Origin of the sequence: Candidatus Nitrosotalea okcheonensis, assembly GCF_900177045.1 — an archaeon.
Lineage (GTDB): Archaea > Thermoproteota > Nitrososphaeria > Nitrososphaerales > Nitrosopumilaceae > Nitrosotalea > Nitrosotalea okcheonensis.
Genome location: NZ_LT841358.1, coordinates 885,072 through 900,538, shown reverse-complemented (window position 1 = coordinate 900,538; position 15,467 = coordinate 885,072). Strand labels below are relative to the sequence as shown.

The following is a 15,467-nucleotide window of genomic DNA, read 5'->3' as shown; positions in this document are numbered from 1 at the left end:
TATCTCTCATAATTAGGCAAGCCTAATGAAATCAACAATAAAATTATTTATGATATTTGGCACAATTTTGATATCCCTGATTCCAACCACCCAGATATCTGCTCAAGTTTATGGAAATGCAGCATCACATCATGCTGTACAATTGAACAACTGCTATGCATCTCCATCGCCGCGGGTAAATTGGAGCGGCTGTCATGTGGGTAATGCAGAAGTTCATTTTGCCAACATGACTGGGGCAAACCTCTCTTACATTGTTGCACAAAACGGATTGTTTTATAACGTGAATCTCTCCGGTGCCAACCTGAAAAATTCTGTCTTGGCTGGAGGTAACTTTGCATACTCTGATCTTTCTGGTGCAGATCTCAGGGGAGCAGATCTGAGAAATGCCGACTTTTATCATGCCAATCTCTCAGGCGTAGACATGCGCGGTGCAAATCTTGTCGGTGCAAGATTTCCAGGCGTAGATTTTAGCAATGCAAATCTCGCGGGCCAGAACATGTCCCACACAAATATCATAGGTGCAGATCTGTCTGATGCAGACCTGCAAAATGCTACGCTGGTTGGTGTTGACATGAGAAATGCAATTTTTGATGACACTGATCTCAGGGGGGCAAACCTTGAAAACTCTGATGTAACAGGGGGCAGTTTTGCAGATTCGGATCTAACTGGGGCTAATCTGGGAGGTCTTGATTATTCGGGTACTGAAATGTCATGTCGTGGAAGTCCGGTCTGTCATAAAACGGATAGTGATAATCCATGATTGACTAATCACAACTTTTGTTACTTGATGCTATTGCCGGTTTTACTATTTTCTTGGGCTTGCCATTGGGCAATCCTATGTGACAGGGATAGATTGGCCTTGCAATACTTTTGATAATTGGGTTTGGTGCTCACAATGCAACTGAAGGATTTGGAATTGCAGGCCCGCTTACAGGTATTTTGAAAAGACCTACGGCCAAGTTTCTGCTGGTTGCAGGCCTTGTAGGTGGTGGACCGACATTTGTAGGAACTGTACTGGGCAGTCTGGTATTTTCAAACATTACATACATACTATTTTTGTCAATTGCAGGAGGCGCACTGATCTATGTTTCAATGCTGATGTATAATTCTGGAAGGAAATTTACTACAAATAATACCGTGATGGTTGGAATTTTTGTTGGACTGTGTGCCGGTTTTGTAATTGACTTGATAGTAACCTTTGGAGGAGCCTAGGCCTGTGAATTTTGTTAAAATTACACTTGTATCACATGCTGCAAACGATCACATCTTGGCTGGCATGTTATCCTTGTATACTGTAATACAGTGATCTAGTACCGGACTCTAATTGCCTGTATTGTTTCTGTAAACCTTTGCAGCTCTTCATAAAACTGGATTCCCTTTTCAGTGATGATGAAAAAATTGCTTCTCTTGTCAGGCCTTGCCTTCATGAGTCCAAAGTCTATGAGTTTTTGGCACTTGTCTGTTGCAGCATAGTGTGATAGATTGGCCCTTCTTGCTATGGTGGTAATTATGGTTCCTTGCCTGCCGCACTCTTTTGCAACCTGTAATACATCTGAGATCATTCCAAGCTCTGAGCGGTACGGTTGCCTTGACATGCTTTTACATGAAAATCTAGTTAATAAAAAATTGTGACACTTTGTTCCTTAACAATGTTAATTGAGACAAGTGATAAAATTGCATGTAATTTACAGGCTGTGGGTAAACTATGAGACCTAGAAAAATTCTCCAAAATGGCGACATCAAGACCTATGAACTTTGATAGAAAAATGTTACTAAGGAATTACAACATATTAAGAAATATGATTGAGGTGATAGTAAACATGGGATGTTTATTAATGAATGAAAATGGTTTATCTTTGTGGCACAAGACAGAGAAAAGATCCATCTCAATGTACCTATCCATAGACAAACAAAAAACTTTACTTGCGTACCGAGTTGTTGCAAGATGATGCTTGATTATCTGAATAAAGTAAAACTTACAATACCTGAACCTGATCTTGACGAAGATCAGATTGCAGAAATAATGAATACAACGATCAGCGGAACACGTATCTCTGAAGTAGAGAACATAAATGACATATTGACCACATCGAACCCATCAGTGGAGTTTGTTGCTGAATTTAAACCGCATACCTTAGATGATATTAAAAAAGAGTTGCAAAAAGGATTGCCTGTATCTGTTTGGATCCATACTGGTTCAGTTGAGTATCTACATTCTATTGTCATTACTGGTATAGATGACATTGCAAAAACAATTTGTTACAATGATCCCATATATAGACAAAAAACAATTAGTCAAAGTGAGTTTGTAACAAAATGGGAACAAGGTCAGGCGTTGATGATAAAAACAGAAATAGGACGAATAAACAGATATACATTAGAAACATGGCAGCAGGAGTTGTCTGATGAACAGCCTTGAGTATGCTATAAAAAAATACGCAGTAGATCACTACGGCGATCTTATAGTTCCAAACAAACCTGTTTTTGATGAAAAAACAAAGATTTGGAAATCTGAACTTAGATCAACTTATCCTCGTATTGTTGAAGATGAAATATCAGGAGAGATACTTGTAGGATTTCTTGATTTGAAGGATTTAGGAACGATCAAATTTAATGACAAGTTACAGTTCATAGATGCCACACCTAGCGATAAATGTGAAGTCCAATTATCTTCAAGATTAGATCTTTGGAAACAACAAACAGAGAGAATAGTGGTTATTGCATCATCAGATGTATTTGCTAAAATTGAAGAGAGTAGTCATGTTTTGAATCCCCTTGAATTGATTTTGGATCAACTTATTGCCACTGTCAAAGACAACGAAATCAAAATTTTGGACACTGATGTCTATGAACAGCGTAAGCCTGAAAGGATTATGGAATATTTAGAATTATTGCTGGAATTGGGTATTGTTAGAAGGGTGACAGGAGGTTATGTGCATGGAAACACATACGTTGGATTATTAGAAATAGCAAAGAGTGATTCTCGAAAACTTAGAACCGCATTATTATCACATGTCATTAAACAAAAATATTCAGTCTTGCGTCAAGTTTTTGGCATAAGGCAACTTGAACCTTTTGTACATCTTGCAAATGCATATTATTCAGCCTCATTAGAAGCAGAGAGATTAATCCACATGAGTAGTCCACACCTATACCGACGATACCAAGATTTTTACAAAAAAATCACAATGTGGGAATTTAAATCAAAACTTTCCGAATTAGTTGACAAAGGCGCACTTCATTATGATAATGAGTATTTGGTAGGAAACAAAGAATATTTCGACAACATGTTAAAAATGAAACAAGAAATACAACTCAATCCAATGGCGTAATCAAACCTATTTTTAGTTAAACCTGTTTTAACCGTGATTCAACATCCTTAATTTTTTCAGCAAGTTAGTTTACCCACAGCCAATTTACACCAACTCTAAAATACTAGTTTGTCCATATCGTATGTCAATATACTAGATGTTGTATCCATATTAGGACACGTCATTGCACTGTGTACTGGAATTCTCCATCCCTGAGTTTTTCTGACTATTCTGGTCTCTTACAATGCTGATTTTATTGTATAGATCTTAGATATGTATCATCACGGCGCAGTATAGTTGGCATAGGTACCTGCCACAAATGCATCAAGCGTACTGTTGTACATGTTGGCTGCAGTAGTGTAGACATTTTCTGGAAAGAGTTTGTATGTGTCATTGTTCTGTATTACGGAAACCATTGGCGTTACTGGCTGGTCTGTCTGGAAATCCCCTGGTGCCATGTTGTACAAATCACATGTCTTCAAAAATCTCATGTACTTGGTACCAAAGTCTACAAAGCAAGTTGTCTCAAGGTTCCACTGTGAAACTTTGCCAAGAAATACTGTATATTTTCCTGACTGGATTGGCAGGCCTGTTATGGTCTTGGTTACTACTGGTGTGGTCTGCCTTGGCATGACTGTAAATGTGGAATTTGTAACAGTCTTTGCATAGCCGCCCTTTGTTGCAGTTGCTACAACCTCGTAAATTCCATGGGTTGATGGTATGGCCGACTGGTATTTGAAACTGCCATTGTCATCCGTAGTTGTGGTTACTATGACAGTTCCATATTCTATCAACACATTTGCATTTGCAATTGGTTTGTAGGCCTGATCATCCACGGTGCCGACTATTGTTGGAAATCCACCTTCTGTTATTGGGTTAGTTTCTGCCTTCACTGATACTATCATCTGGTTGGCCAGTATGGACTCGGAGAAATGGATACTTGACATTGCAACTGTAAAGCCTATCAGCAAGGTGCAAACTGTAAAAATGATGTGTCTGTTCAACTTTTGGTACTTTATTTTTTAATTGTTATTTGATGAAACCTAATTTTTTTCTCCAAACTGTCAAGTAATTGTCAACCGGACTTTTTTTGGGATATTTTATAAATTTTTCAAGCATTTACTTTATTGATGTATTTTTTTCTGCGAATTGCATATGTTACTATGATAGCTATAACAATTGCGGCAATTGATATGTACAGACTGATGCTGCCGCTAAATATTCCCTCTATGCTGTTTTGTGGAACTATCCTGTAAATTGTACCGTCTGACAAGGATGTTATGTATAACATCCCATCAGGTCCCGTTACCACATCACTGATGCAACCAAATCCTGTTGCAAACACTATCTCCTTCATGGAATCTCCAATGTTTACTTCCTTGTCAGCAAGCTCTGGGCTGTTGAAGACAAAGCCATCTCTGTTCTGGTTTAATTGAAATCTGTACACATTTCCATTGTTACAGTCACCTACAAACACACTGTCCTCGTATTTTCCAAATCCCTGTGGGGATGTAAACGCAATGCCTGTTGGCGCTACAGTTTTTTGCCAGCTAAACTGTGGATCGTGATACGTATATCCAGGATATGCTGGGATCATTGCAATCTGAGTCTTGTTTGCAGGTCCTGCCACAACATCCCATCCACTGTTAAATCCAGGGGGAACAAGGTTTACCTCGTCTCCCCAATCTGGGCCGTTCTCTGTATCCCAAAGGTTTCCTGTGACGGGATCAATTGCAAGTCCAAAACTGTTTCTTATTCCAATTGCATAGTACGGGCCTGGCGGGACAAGTCTGAATATGACTGATGTATCATCGGGTTCTCCTGTTGGATGGTTTTGTAATCTTCCAAATCTGCCTGCATCTCCTACGACCAAATATACGGAACCGTTCTTGGATGTGGCCATGGCGCCGCCGTTGTGATATGCCTGGGTTTGTGGCAAGTCTTTTACGAGTGTCTTGTTTACGAGCTCCTGACCATTCCAGTCATAACTGTAGACACGCTTTCCAAGTGCATGTCCGCCCATCTTGTCTGATGCTGTAAAATACAGATAGACCTTGTTTCCAACTGTTGTTATGCCCAGCATTCCTTGCTCTCCAGTACTTGTAACATTTTCTTGCAGTACTGGCTTGTCTTGCAAGATTCCATTTCTGAACAAGTACACCTGTCCTGAAACTTTTGATAAAACTAGTATGTCGTTTCCCTCAAATGCCATCGTGGTTGGACTGCAGCAAATGCTTGTAACATAGGGCTGGATTACAAACCCTGTGTCATTCATTACTGGCTCAGCATATGATGGAAATATCGCAACACCTGAAAATATGAAAATAGAAATCAGCCAGAATTTCAAATTATTTTCTAATGAAAATATTATTTTATAAATACATTGGGAACAATGTTCTCAATGTTATAATGTAATCTATGAATTTTTTGTATTTTTATTGACTGTATGGTCTTTCCTGCAGTGTGAGTGTTACGTCCATTTTCTTGCCATCTCGAATTATGTGTACTACCATCTTGTCGCCTGCAGACTTGTTGTCTTGCAAATAGTTCAGGAGGTCTTCTAGCTTTAACACTGGGTTGTTGTCTACCCCTACTATGATATCTCCACCGTACTTGTACTTGATTCCATCTATTGTTTTTGTCTGGTTTGATGCATGCAGGCCTGCCTTGGATGCTGGGCTGTCTGATACTATGTTTTCAATTAAAAAGCCAAAATGTGTTGCAAGCCCTAGACTGTCTGCCAGGTCTGGGTCAAGTGTAATCCCTGATATGCCAAGCCATGGGTGCTTGTAGTGGCCTGATTGTATGAGTGCTGGGACAATTCTTTTCATAGTATTTGATGGTATGGCAAAACCTACTCCTGAAAACTCTCCCGTGTCGGTTTGGATCGCAGTGTTGATTCCTATTACCTCGCCGTGGTCATTTAAAAGTGGGCCGCCTGAATTTCCTGGATTTATTGCGGCGTCTGTTTGGATTACATTTGGAATGGAAAATGACTGGAGATTTGGGGGGTTTAGAATTCTTCCTAGCTGGCTTACAATTCCTGATGTCATTGAACCGCTCAAGCCAAACGGGCTGCCAATAGCTGTAACGGTGTCTCCTATGCGAAGCTTTGACGAGTCCCCTAGTGGCAGCGGGTGCAATGACTGTGAGCCTGCATTTACCTTGATTACCGCCAGGTCTGCATACACGTCAGTGCCACTAACGTTGGCTGAATATGATTGACCATCATGAAATACAACTCGTATCTTTTGATAATCAGCTACAACATGATTACTTGTAATGATATGTCCTCCAAGATCATAAACTATTCCAGAGCCAATAGCTCTGCTTGAAGAGTTGTCGCCTGTCTTGCGAACTATTATCTGCACAACGCCGTCTTGTGATTTTGCAAAAAGATCTGCAAGACTTAGTTGAGATCCCGGACTTTGTACAAGACTCTCCAGAATTGAAGTTTGTTGCGTAGGATCTGTTTTTTGTTGTTCAAATACAAATGCAAGCACTATGACCAGTACGATGATTCCATATGCTCCACCTAAAATTGCTGTAGTCTTGTCCAAGTACATGAACTATTCTAGGTTGCTGTATAATCCTTACTCACAAGCTGATTGGATTTTGCACTGTCTCTGAGATCGAATATGTTCTTCCTCTCCATGTTACTGCATTGTTTTTCTTTGCATGCAAAATTCCAATTGCAAATCCTGACACAATCACTGCACTGCCTAGCGGGGCAAAAAATACATGCCGAAATCCAAGACCAAGTCCCTTTCTTGCATCTATAGTGCCTCCGATGTAGACCAACGTTGATGCAAGTGATGAGGCTACAAGCAATACTTGAAAAGATGTGGAGGTGTTTGCATAAAGTGCCGAGTAGACAAGAACTGGAAACGGTACAAACAAAAGGAAAAGTACTGCAAAAAATATTCCTACTGCCATCTTGCTTGACTGGATGTAAAGCGGAATCATTAATCTCTTGAGGGCGTGCCACAGTGTGGTCCTGTCTCTTGCCCACACTGCTTCAACCAAGTGCTCACCGCGCACCATCTTTAGCTTGAATCCCTGCTCCTTTACTTTTTTTCCCAGCGCCCCGTCTTCTACAATCTCACTCTTTACACTTTCATGTGTCCCGACTGATTCGTATGTTTTTCTTTTTATGATGAAAAAACTCCCGAAAAAATATCCAGTCTTTTTGGAAGGATCATTTACCCTTAGCGCTGAAAATCTTGTATGGAGAAATGTAGATAAAACTGGCAGCGTTATTTTTGTCCACCAGTCAAGGCAAAGCATCTTTGGAACAACCGTGAGTGCGTCAAGTCCTTCGCTCAAGAGGTGGCCTACTGCTAATGTGATTGTCTTTTTTGTGTGGATTGTATCTGCATCTGTAAATAACAACAATTCTCCTGATGATCTCTTGAAACCCTCGATGCATGCCCAGTTTTTTCCAATCCATTTCTCTGGCTTGGGCGCTGCCTGTACATGCACCACCTTGGAGTTTTTCTTTGCAATTTTTTTGATTATCTCCCCGGTGTTATCATCTGACATGTCATCAATGACTATTATCTCGTAATTTTCATAATCTTGGTCTAGCAGGGAGTTGACACATTTTTCAATAAACATCTCTTCGTTTCTTGCAGGCAGAATTACTGATACCTTTGGCATGTGGTGCGGCCTTGAATCGTACCTGTCAAGAAATGGTGAGTCGCGAAATGTAATCCACATCGACTTTATCAAAAATAACCATGCAACAGAAACGCTCAGCAAGATAGCTGCAAGGAGATAATTTGTTACATCTGATAGAAACATCTTTGCTATCTCTGGGCTTCTTGCTTGATGCTTTCAAGAGCTTGCTCTGAACCGCTTTGGATGTGTTTTTTTATCATTCCTGTAAACATTCCCATCATGCCTGTTAGCTTCATGTCCCAGATGACATCAAGCCTTGTCTTGCTACCTGTCTGTGCAAGCGTGAGTGCCTTTGTTCCCTCGATTACTCCCTTTGTAAACTGGATCTGGATCTTTTCCTTTGGATATAGTGTTACAGTCTGCATGCATTTTGAATCCTTGAATGCAATTGTGACCTCTCTTGTTATGGTGTTGCCCTCCTTTGAGATGTTTCTTACCTCCTTTGTTCCCTTCCAGAACTTGGGTTCTGAATCAAGATCAGAAACAATGCTCCAAACTTTGTCAATTGGGGCGTCAATCTCAATAGATGCCTGGATCTGGGCCATGCAAAAGATCCATATTTCTTCATATTTATGTTGTGATAGTTGATTTTTCAAAAACAAGCCTTGAGTGGTTTCGAAATCAATTTTAATCTCATGATATCAGAATTGTTGTGACACTGATAACATACGATGATTTTGCCAAGCTCGACATGAGGGTGGCAAAAGTAATTTCAGTGGAGGAAATTCCTGGCAAAACAAAAATCATCAAGGGAACGATTGATCTTGGAGATGAAAAACGCAGCATCATCATTGGCGGTGCGCAATACTACAAGCCGGAGGAACTTGTGGGCAGAACAGTCATCGCACTTGTAAATCTTGAGCCGCGAAAGATTGCCGGGATAGAATCTGGCGCAATGCTTTTGGCTGCAGACTCGGACGACAAGCCATTCTGGCTTACTGTAACTGAAGATGTTCCGCTTGGTACTGGAATCAGGTAATTGCTATATTTTCAAGTTTCTAGTCACTGTACTGTAACTTGATATTTTTTTCCCGGGGTTTAGAATATTTTCTGGGTCAAACTGTTTTTTGATGTCCTTGAAAATGGAATATGTTTTGGCATCGTACTGTAATTTTACAAACTCTGACCTTGCAAGCCCGTCTCCATGCTCGCCTGTTATGCTTCCTCCTATACCTATTACTGCTGAAAAGAACTCGACTGCAATATTCTTTATGATACCAAGATCTTTTTGCTTGAGAACTGGCCTGATGTGCAGGTTGCCGTTTCCCGCATGACCGTAGACGATGGTCCTGAGGCCATATTTTTTGGAAATCATGCCAAGTATTTTCAGCAACAGCGGCAGTCTTTTTACCGGCACAACTGCATCTTCTATGAGTGTAGGCATTGTCTCATTTTTTGTTATGCTCTGCAAACTGTATGCCAAGGCCGAGTTTCTAAAACTCCATATCTTTTTGACTTGGGCAGCATTTGACTCTGTCTTGATTATTTTGCCTGACGTGATTTTGTGAATCTGTTTTCTGCCTTGTACCGTACCATCAAACTCGACAAAAAGAAGGCAACCTGTGCTTGACGGTACTGTCATCTTGATGTGCTTTGTTATGTTGCTGTCTACAAGTTCGACAGCAGATGGTCCAAGTCCAAGTATTTTTGGAGTGTCTCTTGCTGCATCTGACAGTGTCTTGTAATGTATGACATAAAGCAGGATGTTTTTTGGAGATGGATATGTCCTAAGTTTTGCAGAAGTAATTATTCCGAGTGTTCCCTCGGAGCCTGCAATCAATTTGTGCAAATCTTTTTCTGCAAAAACCTTGTCAATCCTGTAACCGCAAGAATTCTTTGACACCTTGGGAAATGTGTTGTCTGACAAATGAATTTTTTTAATCATGCCTTTTGCATTGTATTTTCCTGGAAGTTTTATGACATTGCCTGAAGAACCTATCATCCTGACCTGGATTATGTTGTCAATGACACTTCCATACTTTAGCGAGTGGATGCCGCTTGCGTTGGTACCAATCATTCCGCCAATGGTGCAGAATGGGCCTATTGACGGGTCAGGGCCAATGACTCTGTCTTGTTTTTTTAATATTTTGTCAAGGCGTCCCTTGAAGACACCGCTTCCTACCTCTACATGACTTGCTCCAAGTTTTATCCTGTCAAAATTTTGCATGTCTAAGATAATTCCTCTTCCAAGTGCACTGCCAACAAGTCCTGTGCCTGCTCCCCGGGGAGTCACTGGAATGTGGTATCTTTTTGCAAATTTTATAATTTTTATTACATCAGACTCGTTGCGGGGAAATGCGACAACTTGTGGTTTTATGGTGTAAGAGCTCGCATCAACTGAGTAAAAATTGCGTACGTGTTCATCCCATGATATGGCACACTTTACTATTTTTGCTAGCCTCAGTCCCACATCGCTTGGTTTCACTGCTGGTATCTGCATCCTGAATGCTTAAAAAATGATTTTTTCACAAGTTTTGCTCTGATGTTGCAGATGTATGCAAAGACTATTTTTCGCTTGGGCATACCGGATCTATATTGATCCAATTTTTATTCCACGATGACGTATTATATGACAGTCATCCGACCGACAAAAGTGTCGACTCGCTTGAAACAGGACATCAGGTAAGGACTTGGTCTTCTGGTCATGCGGTGTTTGCATTTCTGCACGGGACATGTGGCAACACATGGAATCTTCAGAAATGGGAAGCAATGGCAAAGAGGGAAAGTAATAGATGCGTTGGCATGTTATTGCTAGGAAAAAATTGCCATGTCCACCCAAGGAAGGATGACTGTTTTTCATTTTACCTGATTGTAGAACAAACTCTGAAAGATTTAATTTGGTAAAACAGGGTCTTTTGAATAATGGATTTTTTGGGTACAAATTTGGACAAGCTTTTCGGTTCTACTGATAACTCTAATCCCTTAATGTGGATGGTTTGGATCCTGCCAATCTTTGTCTTTATGCTGTATGGACAGAGGATCCAGCTTTATGTTACATCGTCTGAAATCAACAAGGGGCTTGAGAAGCTCAAGATGTACCGTGATGATACGCGAAAAGAACTGATTGCATATGTGAAAAATAATACAAAATCTACTGCAGATCCTACTGCATTGCTTGACAAGTACTTTGAGTACTTTACGATAATGCCCGCTGACATGGACCCAAACGGTATTGTGCCAAAGATAAAACATATCATGAGGACAAGAGAAGACTCGACTCGCGCGCAGGTAAAAACACTGTCTCCAAATCTAAGCCATGTGGAGGCAAGCCAGATAATCAACATTCTGGAGGCAGTAACAACACTGCACATGTTGTACAAGATGGTACGACACTTTTTCCTTACTGCTAAAAAACAAAACAACTTTCCATTGATACTGCCTCTGCAAATGATGATGCCTTTTATTATGGAGGAAGCCGAAGCACTAAAGGTTGCGGTATCAGCATTCAAGCAGGGACAGCCAATAGGGGATGGGATTGGCCCTATGGTTGTTGGCAAAATGATGCTTGGCACAGAAAAAAAATCTGTCGCACTTGAAACTGTCCAGAGTGAAAAAGAGTTTGAGGGAAGAAAATTATATCTTTTGAAGGCAGAAGGTCCTGCTGCAACAGTTGGAAGGCCTGCTGATACACTAGAGAAAACCATTTCTGAAAACAAGCCTGACATTATAGTGATGGTTGACGCTGCCTTGAAGCTAGAGGGCGAGGATACGGGTTCCATAGCACAAGGGTTCGGAGCTGCAATAGGGGGAGTGGGGACTGAAAGATTCCAGATAGAGGAGATTGCAACCAAGCACAATATCCCAATCTATGCCATAGTGGTAAAACAGTCAATCAAAGAGGCAATCACGCTGATGAAAAAAGAGATTGCCGATTCTTCTGAGAAGGTGTCATCACAGGTTTATGATATAATACGGGAAAACACCAAGCAGGGTCAGTGTGCTCTAGTCATTGGGGTTGGAAATACACTGGGGGTATCACAATGATGCTGTTCAAGAAAAAAGAAGAGGTGCTTGACCCGTATACTGTAGAGCAATGCAATGCATGCAACAAGACATCCAAACGAAAATTCAAGGAAGGGGACTATGTATTCAAGACTACTGACAAGTGTCCATCCTGTGGAAACGGGCAGATGATGATAGGCAAGATCTTCGGCGAAGTTGTCAAGTAGAATAATCTGTGTTTTTACATGTATCATAAAAATGAAATAATATAGAGGTAACTTTTTAAGCAATGGTGTGGTACCGTACATGCCAAAGCATGAAAACACTTGGTGCCTCGCTCATTGTGTTGGGTTTGCTTGTAACGCTACTTGGATATGGGTTGTATGAGCCTGGCACATGTCACTGCATTTCTCAAACAGGGGGCATTCCAGCTGGATGTCACTGTGCAAATGTCTTGCAACAAGGCATAGGCAGCACGCTGGTCTATGCGGGTCTTGCAATTGCAGGTAGTGGGATGATACTGTTTACAATGTGGTGGCACAAGAAGATTGTACTTCGCTAGTCTCCAAACCATGTCATGAAATAGTAGTCACTAGAACACTGTTCGCCTGAGGGATGAATGTGTGCTCTGCCTGTGCCACTCGCTCTCCCTTTGACTCTACAAGTATTGGGTATGACCTGACAACTTTGTTCTTGATTAGAATCTCTAAAAGATCTCCTGCAGTCTTTTCGTCATATTCTGGGACAAGCCATCTTAGCGCAAATGGAAGCATGTTGAAATTTTTCCATATGAAATCAATCATCTTGTTTGCATTCTCGTCCTTTGTCCTTTTTCTTGTAACAAGGGAAAATATGTTCCTGATTCTTCCCTCCCGCACAAAACCTGACCCGTCGGGAGTCGTGACAAATGGCTCGCATGCATATGCCTCTGTAGACTGGAATGAAAAAGAACCAATGGACCATATGTTTGGGACTGATTTTCCTGCATGGATTGTATATTGTTCAAGAGAGTGGCCACTGAGATTTGCAATGGGTATTCCGCCCATCTGCTTTGTGGTGTTCTCTATTGTTTTCCCGACATCGCTTGATTTTGTGCCGACTCGTATTATTGACATGGCCTCCCTTAATGCCGATTCTGCTGCCAAGACCAGATAATCATATTTTGGATCATAGCATACTGTAACAGCAGTGTCTGCAATGTAGCCATTTATCTGAACACCCAAGTCAATTTTTAAGAGATCAGTATCCTTGACTATTGTCTTGTCATTTGGTTCTGCTGTATAGTGTGCTGCAATCTCGTTCAAGCTGACATTTACTGGAAATGCGCACTTGCCGCCTTTGCTTGATATTTCCTTTTCAATGGAATTGCATATCTCTTCAAGGGTAGAGCCTACATGATTTTTTCTCCTGGCGTTCTCCCTCACCTCTGATGCTATCTTTCCTGCGTTGATGTAATCTTGTAACTGCAACGATTATGCCTTAATTTGGTTTATTATTTAAAATCATCACAGCGTGAGAAGATTAAATTGGGGACATTTTTGTGCAAATCACATCGGGATCGTGGTCTAGCTTGGCATGATTCGGGTTTTGGGTACCTGAGGTCGTCGGTTCAAATCCGGCCGATCCCATTTTCATTTTGGGGTATAGATGAGGACTCTGCGTTTGACTATATACCAAAGTACGAATGAAAACTAGAACTAAATTTTTAAAGTAATGATGAGATAGTATACTGTTGGATTCATTTTCTATATTCATTTTGAGTTTCATTGTAATGCTGATTGCTGACAGAGTTGCTCCCATGATAGTAAAAAAGAAGCCAATTTTGAGAAGATCAGTATTTATGATAATTTTAGCGGTAATGATCACCTTTGTTGTTAATGATGCCATAAACGGGGCATTTCACAAACAATTGACAAGTCAGAATTTTCTTATCGAGATGAGTATGTTAATAGGATATTTCCTTTATAGCGGATTAGCCAATAGAAAAGAAATTCACGAAAAAATACGATTTTCATATTATTATGGTGTCGCATGTTTTACCTTGGTATTCATTGTTTTAGGAGGAATGACGTATGTATTTCTTCCATTTTCAAAATTCTAGTTGAAATCAATTTATTCAATGGCTACCAACAAATCAAACAAGAGTCATATGCATCTAATTAACTCAGACGAAAATATTCTACAAGTTTTAGAACAAAGTAACAGGTACTTGGAATCGAATAAGGATCTATCTTCTAGAATAAGGAGTCTCCTCTCTGTTTTCCATTCGCTTGAAGATTTGATGCCTCAGACAGTAGAAAAGTTTTGGTCTGGTCATATGTTTCCTATTGTAGAAGCCAATTCCGAGTTGGAAAATTCAATTATGCTTTGTAAACTTGGGTTTTACAAACATGCCTTCATAGCATTAAGAAGTGTTCTGGAGCTTGGACTTCTATCGGTATACTGGGATATTGATGGAAGAAGCCATGTGGATATTCAGAAATGGTTACATTCGTTTGAAAATACCCAGCGTAAAAAAACCATGTATACAAAACTCAAAACCAATCAAAACTTTAGAAAATTTGATGATAAGCATGAAATCTTTAATGAACTAGACAATATTTTCAAACAGTTATCAGATTTTGTACATACCAAAGGACGTTCTCATTCTAATATGGATTTAGGCAATTCTACTTGCAATCGCTTCAATGAAAAATCCTTATTGAAATGGTCTGAGTTGGTGATCAAGGTTGCTAAATCTGTAATTATCTTGCATATTCTAGAGTATCCAGTTGCATTACAGTATACTCCCATAGAACAAAAATTTGGTATTAATGGTCCCGCGGGAACATTTCTGGAACCTTATCAAGTAGAAAGAATAAGACAATTTTTTGACAAGGATATTGTGGAAACTTTGCAGGACATAAGTGATAACGATCTTGAAGCTAAAAGTTTAGCTCAGTGGGTAAGTGAACAACCAGATATTTCGGAGGTAGAATTTCAGGCACAGATCGAAGAATTCGAAAAAAGACATGAAACATTAAAGGAATAAATCCAATTTTTACTACATAGATATTTTACAGGTTTCTTAATACAAAGAACTTTAGTTTGACTGATAGTTCACATCCTAAAGAAACTATTCATTATATACCGGTTTTTGATACTTTCTTACATGATGGCAGACAATATGAAAATATATGTTGCAGGGCCTTATACTGCATCTACTGATTTAGAAATACAGAAGAATGTCAATAATGCTATTGATGCGGCTATTGCGATTTATAAAAAAGGACATTATCCGTATCTTCCACATTTGACTCACTGGATAGAATTACGAAGTCAAGAAACAAAACAAGGTTTGAAATGGGAAGATTACATAGAAATGGATCATGCGTGGTTAGAGGATTGCGATGCATTACTACTTTTGGCACCATCACGTGGTGCAAATCTTGAATTAGAATATGCAAAACAACATGGAAAGAAGATTTTCTTTAACATTAAAGAAATTCCAGAACAAAAAATTGAACATAGATACCAGTTTGCAAAATAAGTTGC

20 protein-coding genes and 1 tRNA gene are annotated in these 15,467 nt (G+C 39.9%); 13 read left to right on the top strand and 8 right to left on the bottom strand.

Annotated features, from left to right (window positions below):
• Window positions 1-25: 25 nt before the first annotated feature.
• Both BQ3481_RS05430 and BQ3481_RS05425 read left to right on the top strand, forming a co-directional pair.
• The gene (locus BQ3481_RS05430) at window positions 26-760 is read left to right on the top strand and encodes a pentapeptide repeat-containing protein (protein ID WP_157927356.1); all 735 of its coding nucleotides are present in this window, start codon (window positions 26-28) and stop codon (window positions 758-760) included.
• 110 nt (window positions 761-870) lie between these two features.
• Window positions 871-1,212: a ZIP family metal transporter gene (locus BQ3481_RS05425; RefSeq protein ID WP_157927355.1), complete on the top strand. Its 342-nt coding sequence runs from the start codon at window positions 871-873 to the stop codon at window positions 1,210-1,212.
• Between the two features lie 95 nt (window positions 1,213-1,307).
• Here BQ3481_RS05425 and BQ3481_RS05420 read toward each other — a convergent pair whose 3' ends face one another.
• Complete coding sequence (locus BQ3481_RS05420; protein WP_157927354.1) at window positions 1,308-1,595, bottom strand: winged helix-turn-helix domain-containing protein; 288 nt, start codon at window positions 1,593-1,595, stop codon at window positions 1,308-1,310.
• Window positions 1,596-1,858: 263 nt separating this feature from the next.
• Here BQ3481_RS05420 and BQ3481_RS05415 point away from each other — a divergent pair, with 263 nt between their 5' ends.
• Entirely contained in the window at window positions 1,859-2,419 is a 561-nt protein-coding gene (locus BQ3481_RS05415; protein WP_157927353.1) for a C39 family peptidase, read from the top strand.
• Window positions 2,406-3,332: a hypothetical protein gene (locus BQ3481_RS05410; RefSeq protein WP_157927352.1), complete on the top strand. Its 927-nt coding sequence runs from the start codon at window positions 2,406-2,408 to the stop codon at window positions 3,330-3,332. The genes BQ3481_RS05415 and BQ3481_RS05410 overlap by 14 nt, the downstream gene beginning before the upstream one ends.
• Window positions 3,333-3,592: 260 nt before the next feature.
• Here the strand turns inward: BQ3481_RS05410 and BQ3481_RS05405 are convergent, their stop codons facing one another.
• The 5 genes from BQ3481_RS05405 to BQ3481_RS05385 all read right to left on the bottom strand — a co-directional run bounded on the left by BQ3481_RS05405 (window position 3,593) and on the right by BQ3481_RS05385 (window position 8,536).
• Window positions 3,593-4,282, bottom strand: a complete 690-nt coding sequence (locus BQ3481_RS05405; RefSeq protein ID WP_157927351.1) for a hypothetical protein — start codon at window positions 4,280-4,282, stop codon at window positions 3,593-3,595.
• Between the two features lie 140 nt (window positions 4,283-4,422).
• Entirely contained in the window at window positions 4,423-5,658 is a 1,236-nt protein-coding gene (locus BQ3481_RS05400) for a PQQ-dependent sugar dehydrogenase (RefSeq protein ID WP_157927350.1), read from the bottom strand.
• Between the two features lie 88 nt (window positions 5,659-5,746).
• On the bottom strand, window positions 5,747-6,877 hold the full coding sequence (locus BQ3481_RS05395; RefSeq protein WP_231911879.1) for a S1C family serine protease: 1,131 nt from the start codon (window positions 6,875-6,877) through the stop codon (window positions 5,747-5,749).
• A 31-nt stretch (window positions 6,878-6,908) separates the two neighbouring features.
• Window positions 6,909-8,114: a glycosyltransferase gene (locus BQ3481_RS05390; protein WP_157927348.1), complete on the bottom strand. Its 1,206-nt coding sequence runs from the start codon at window positions 8,112-8,114 to the stop codon at window positions 6,909-6,911.
• Between the two features lie 5 nt (window positions 8,115-8,119).
• Window positions 8,120-8,536, bottom strand: coding sequence for a type II toxin-antitoxin system RatA family toxin (locus BQ3481_RS05385; protein WP_157927347.1), 417 nt, complete (start codon window positions 8,534-8,536; stop codon window positions 8,120-8,122).
• Window positions 8,537-8,643: 107 nt separating this feature from the next.
• Here BQ3481_RS05385 and BQ3481_RS05380 point away from each other — a divergent pair, with 107 nt between their 5' ends.
• Window positions 8,644-8,970 (top strand): tRNA-binding protein, encoded by a 327-nt coding sequence (locus BQ3481_RS05380; RefSeq protein WP_157927346.1) that lies wholly within the window; start codon window positions 8,644-8,646, stop codon window positions 8,968-8,970.
• Window positions 8,971-8,973: 3 nt separating this feature from the next.
• Here BQ3481_RS05380 and BQ3481_RS05375 read toward each other — a convergent pair whose 3' ends face one another.
• A complete protein-coding gene (locus tag BQ3481_RS05375) occupies window positions 8,974-10,431 on the bottom strand; it encodes an FAD-binding oxidoreductase (protein WP_157927345.1) in 1,458 nt (485 codons plus the stop codon).
• 95 nt (window positions 10,432-10,526) lie between these two features.
• Between BQ3481_RS05375 and BQ3481_RS05370 the strand changes: the two genes are divergently transcribed.
• From BQ3481_RS05370 to BQ3481_RS05355, 4 genes are all read left to right on the top strand, one after another.
• On the top strand, window positions 10,527-10,835 hold the full coding sequence (locus BQ3481_RS05370) for a hypothetical protein (RefSeq protein ID WP_157927344.1): 309 nt from the start codon (window positions 10,527-10,529) through the stop codon (window positions 10,833-10,835).
• A gap of 18 nt (window positions 10,836-10,853) precedes the next feature.
• Window positions 10,854-11,975, top strand: coding sequence for a DUF1512 domain-containing protein (locus BQ3481_RS05365; RefSeq protein ID WP_157927343.1), 1,122 nt, complete (start codon window positions 10,854-10,856; stop codon window positions 11,973-11,975).
• Window positions 11,972-12,160: a hypothetical protein gene (locus BQ3481_RS05360; RefSeq protein ID WP_231911878.1), complete on the top strand. Its 189-nt coding sequence runs from the start codon at window positions 11,972-11,974 to the stop codon at window positions 12,158-12,160. The genes BQ3481_RS05365 and BQ3481_RS05360 overlap by 4 nt, the downstream gene beginning before the upstream one ends.
• Before the next feature lie 62 nt (window positions 12,161-12,222).
• Window positions 12,223-12,495 (top strand): hypothetical protein, encoded by a 273-nt coding sequence (locus BQ3481_RS05355; protein ID WP_157927342.1) that lies wholly within the window; start codon window positions 12,223-12,225, stop codon window positions 12,493-12,495.
• Window positions 12,496-12,508: 13 nt separating this feature from the next.
• On the opposite strand, the gene map is transcribed toward BQ3481_RS05355, so the two are convergent.
• Window positions 12,509-13,402 (bottom strand): type II methionyl aminopeptidase, encoded by an 894-nt coding sequence (map, locus tag BQ3481_RS05350; protein ID WP_157927341.1) that lies wholly within the window; start codon window positions 13,400-13,402, stop codon window positions 12,509-12,511.
• A gap of 85 nt (window positions 13,403-13,487) precedes the next feature.
• Between map and BQ3481_RS05345 the strand changes: the two genes are divergently transcribed.
• From BQ3481_RS05345 to BQ3481_RS05330, 4 genes are all read left to right on the top strand, one after another.
• Window positions 13,488-13,561 (top strand) — tRNA-Pro (locus BQ3481_RS05345).
• Window positions 13,562-13,665: 104 nt separating this feature from the next.
• Entirely contained in the window at window positions 13,666-14,034 is a 369-nt protein-coding gene (locus BQ3481_RS05340) for a hypothetical protein (protein ID WP_157927340.1), read from the top strand.
• A gap of 246 nt (window positions 14,035-14,280) precedes the next feature.
• Window positions 14,281-14,964: a hypothetical protein gene (locus BQ3481_RS05335; RefSeq protein WP_157927339.1), complete on the top strand. Its 684-nt coding sequence runs from the start codon at window positions 14,281-14,283 to the stop codon at window positions 14,962-14,964.
• A 120-nt stretch (window positions 14,965-15,084) separates the two neighbouring features.
• Window positions 15,085-15,462 carry a DUF4406 domain-containing protein gene (locus BQ3481_RS05330; protein ID WP_157927338.1) on the top strand — a complete coding sequence of 126 codons (378 nt, stop codon included), beginning with the start codon at window positions 15,085-15,087 and terminating at the stop codon, window positions 15,460-15,462.
• Window positions 15,463-15,467 lie beyond the last annotated feature (5 nt).

Excerpts from the sequence above, each read along its gene's own strand:
- BQ3481_RS05430 (WP_157927356.1), top strand. The coding sequence starts at position 26 with ATGAAATCAACAATAAAATTATTTATGATATTTGGCACAATTTTGATA.
- BQ3481_RS05420 (WP_157927354.1), bottom strand. The coding sequence starts at position 1,595 with ATGTCAAGGCAACCGTACCGCTCAGAGCTTGGAATGATCTCAGATGTA.
- BQ3481_RS05410 (WP_157927352.1), top strand. The coding sequence starts at position 2,406 with ATGAACAGCCTTGAGTATGCTATAAAAAAATACGCAGTAGATCACTAC.
- BQ3481_RS05395 (WP_231911879.1), bottom strand. The coding sequence starts at position 6,877 with ATGTACTTGGACAAGACTACAGCAATTTTAGGTGGAGCATATGGAATC.
- BQ3481_RS05390 (WP_157927348.1), bottom strand. The coding sequence starts at position 8,114 with ATGTTTCTATCAGATGTAACAAATTATCTCCTTGCAGCTATCTTGCTG.
- BQ3481_RS05385 (WP_157927347.1), bottom strand. The coding sequence starts at position 8,536 with ATGGCCCAGATCCAGGCATCTATTGAGATTGACGCCCCAATTGACAAA.
- BQ3481_RS05375 (WP_157927345.1), bottom strand. The coding sequence starts at position 10,431 with ATGCAGATACCAGCAGTGAAACCAAGCGATGTGGGACTGAGGCTAGCA.
- BQ3481_RS05365 (WP_157927343.1), top strand. The coding sequence starts at position 10,854 with ATGGATTTTTTGGGTACAAATTTGGACAAGCTTTTCGGTTCTACTGAT.
- BQ3481_RS05360 (WP_231911878.1), top strand. The coding sequence starts at position 11,972 with ATGATGCTGTTCAAGAAAAAAGAAGAGGTGCTTGACCCGTATACTGTA.
- BQ3481_RS05355 (WP_157927342.1), top strand. The coding sequence starts at position 12,223 with ATGGTGTGGTACCGTACATGCCAAAGCATGAAAACACTTGGTGCCTCG.
- BQ3481_RS05330 (WP_157927338.1), top strand. The coding sequence starts at position 15,085 with ATGATGGCAGACAATATGAAAATATATGTTGCAGGGCCTTATACTGCA.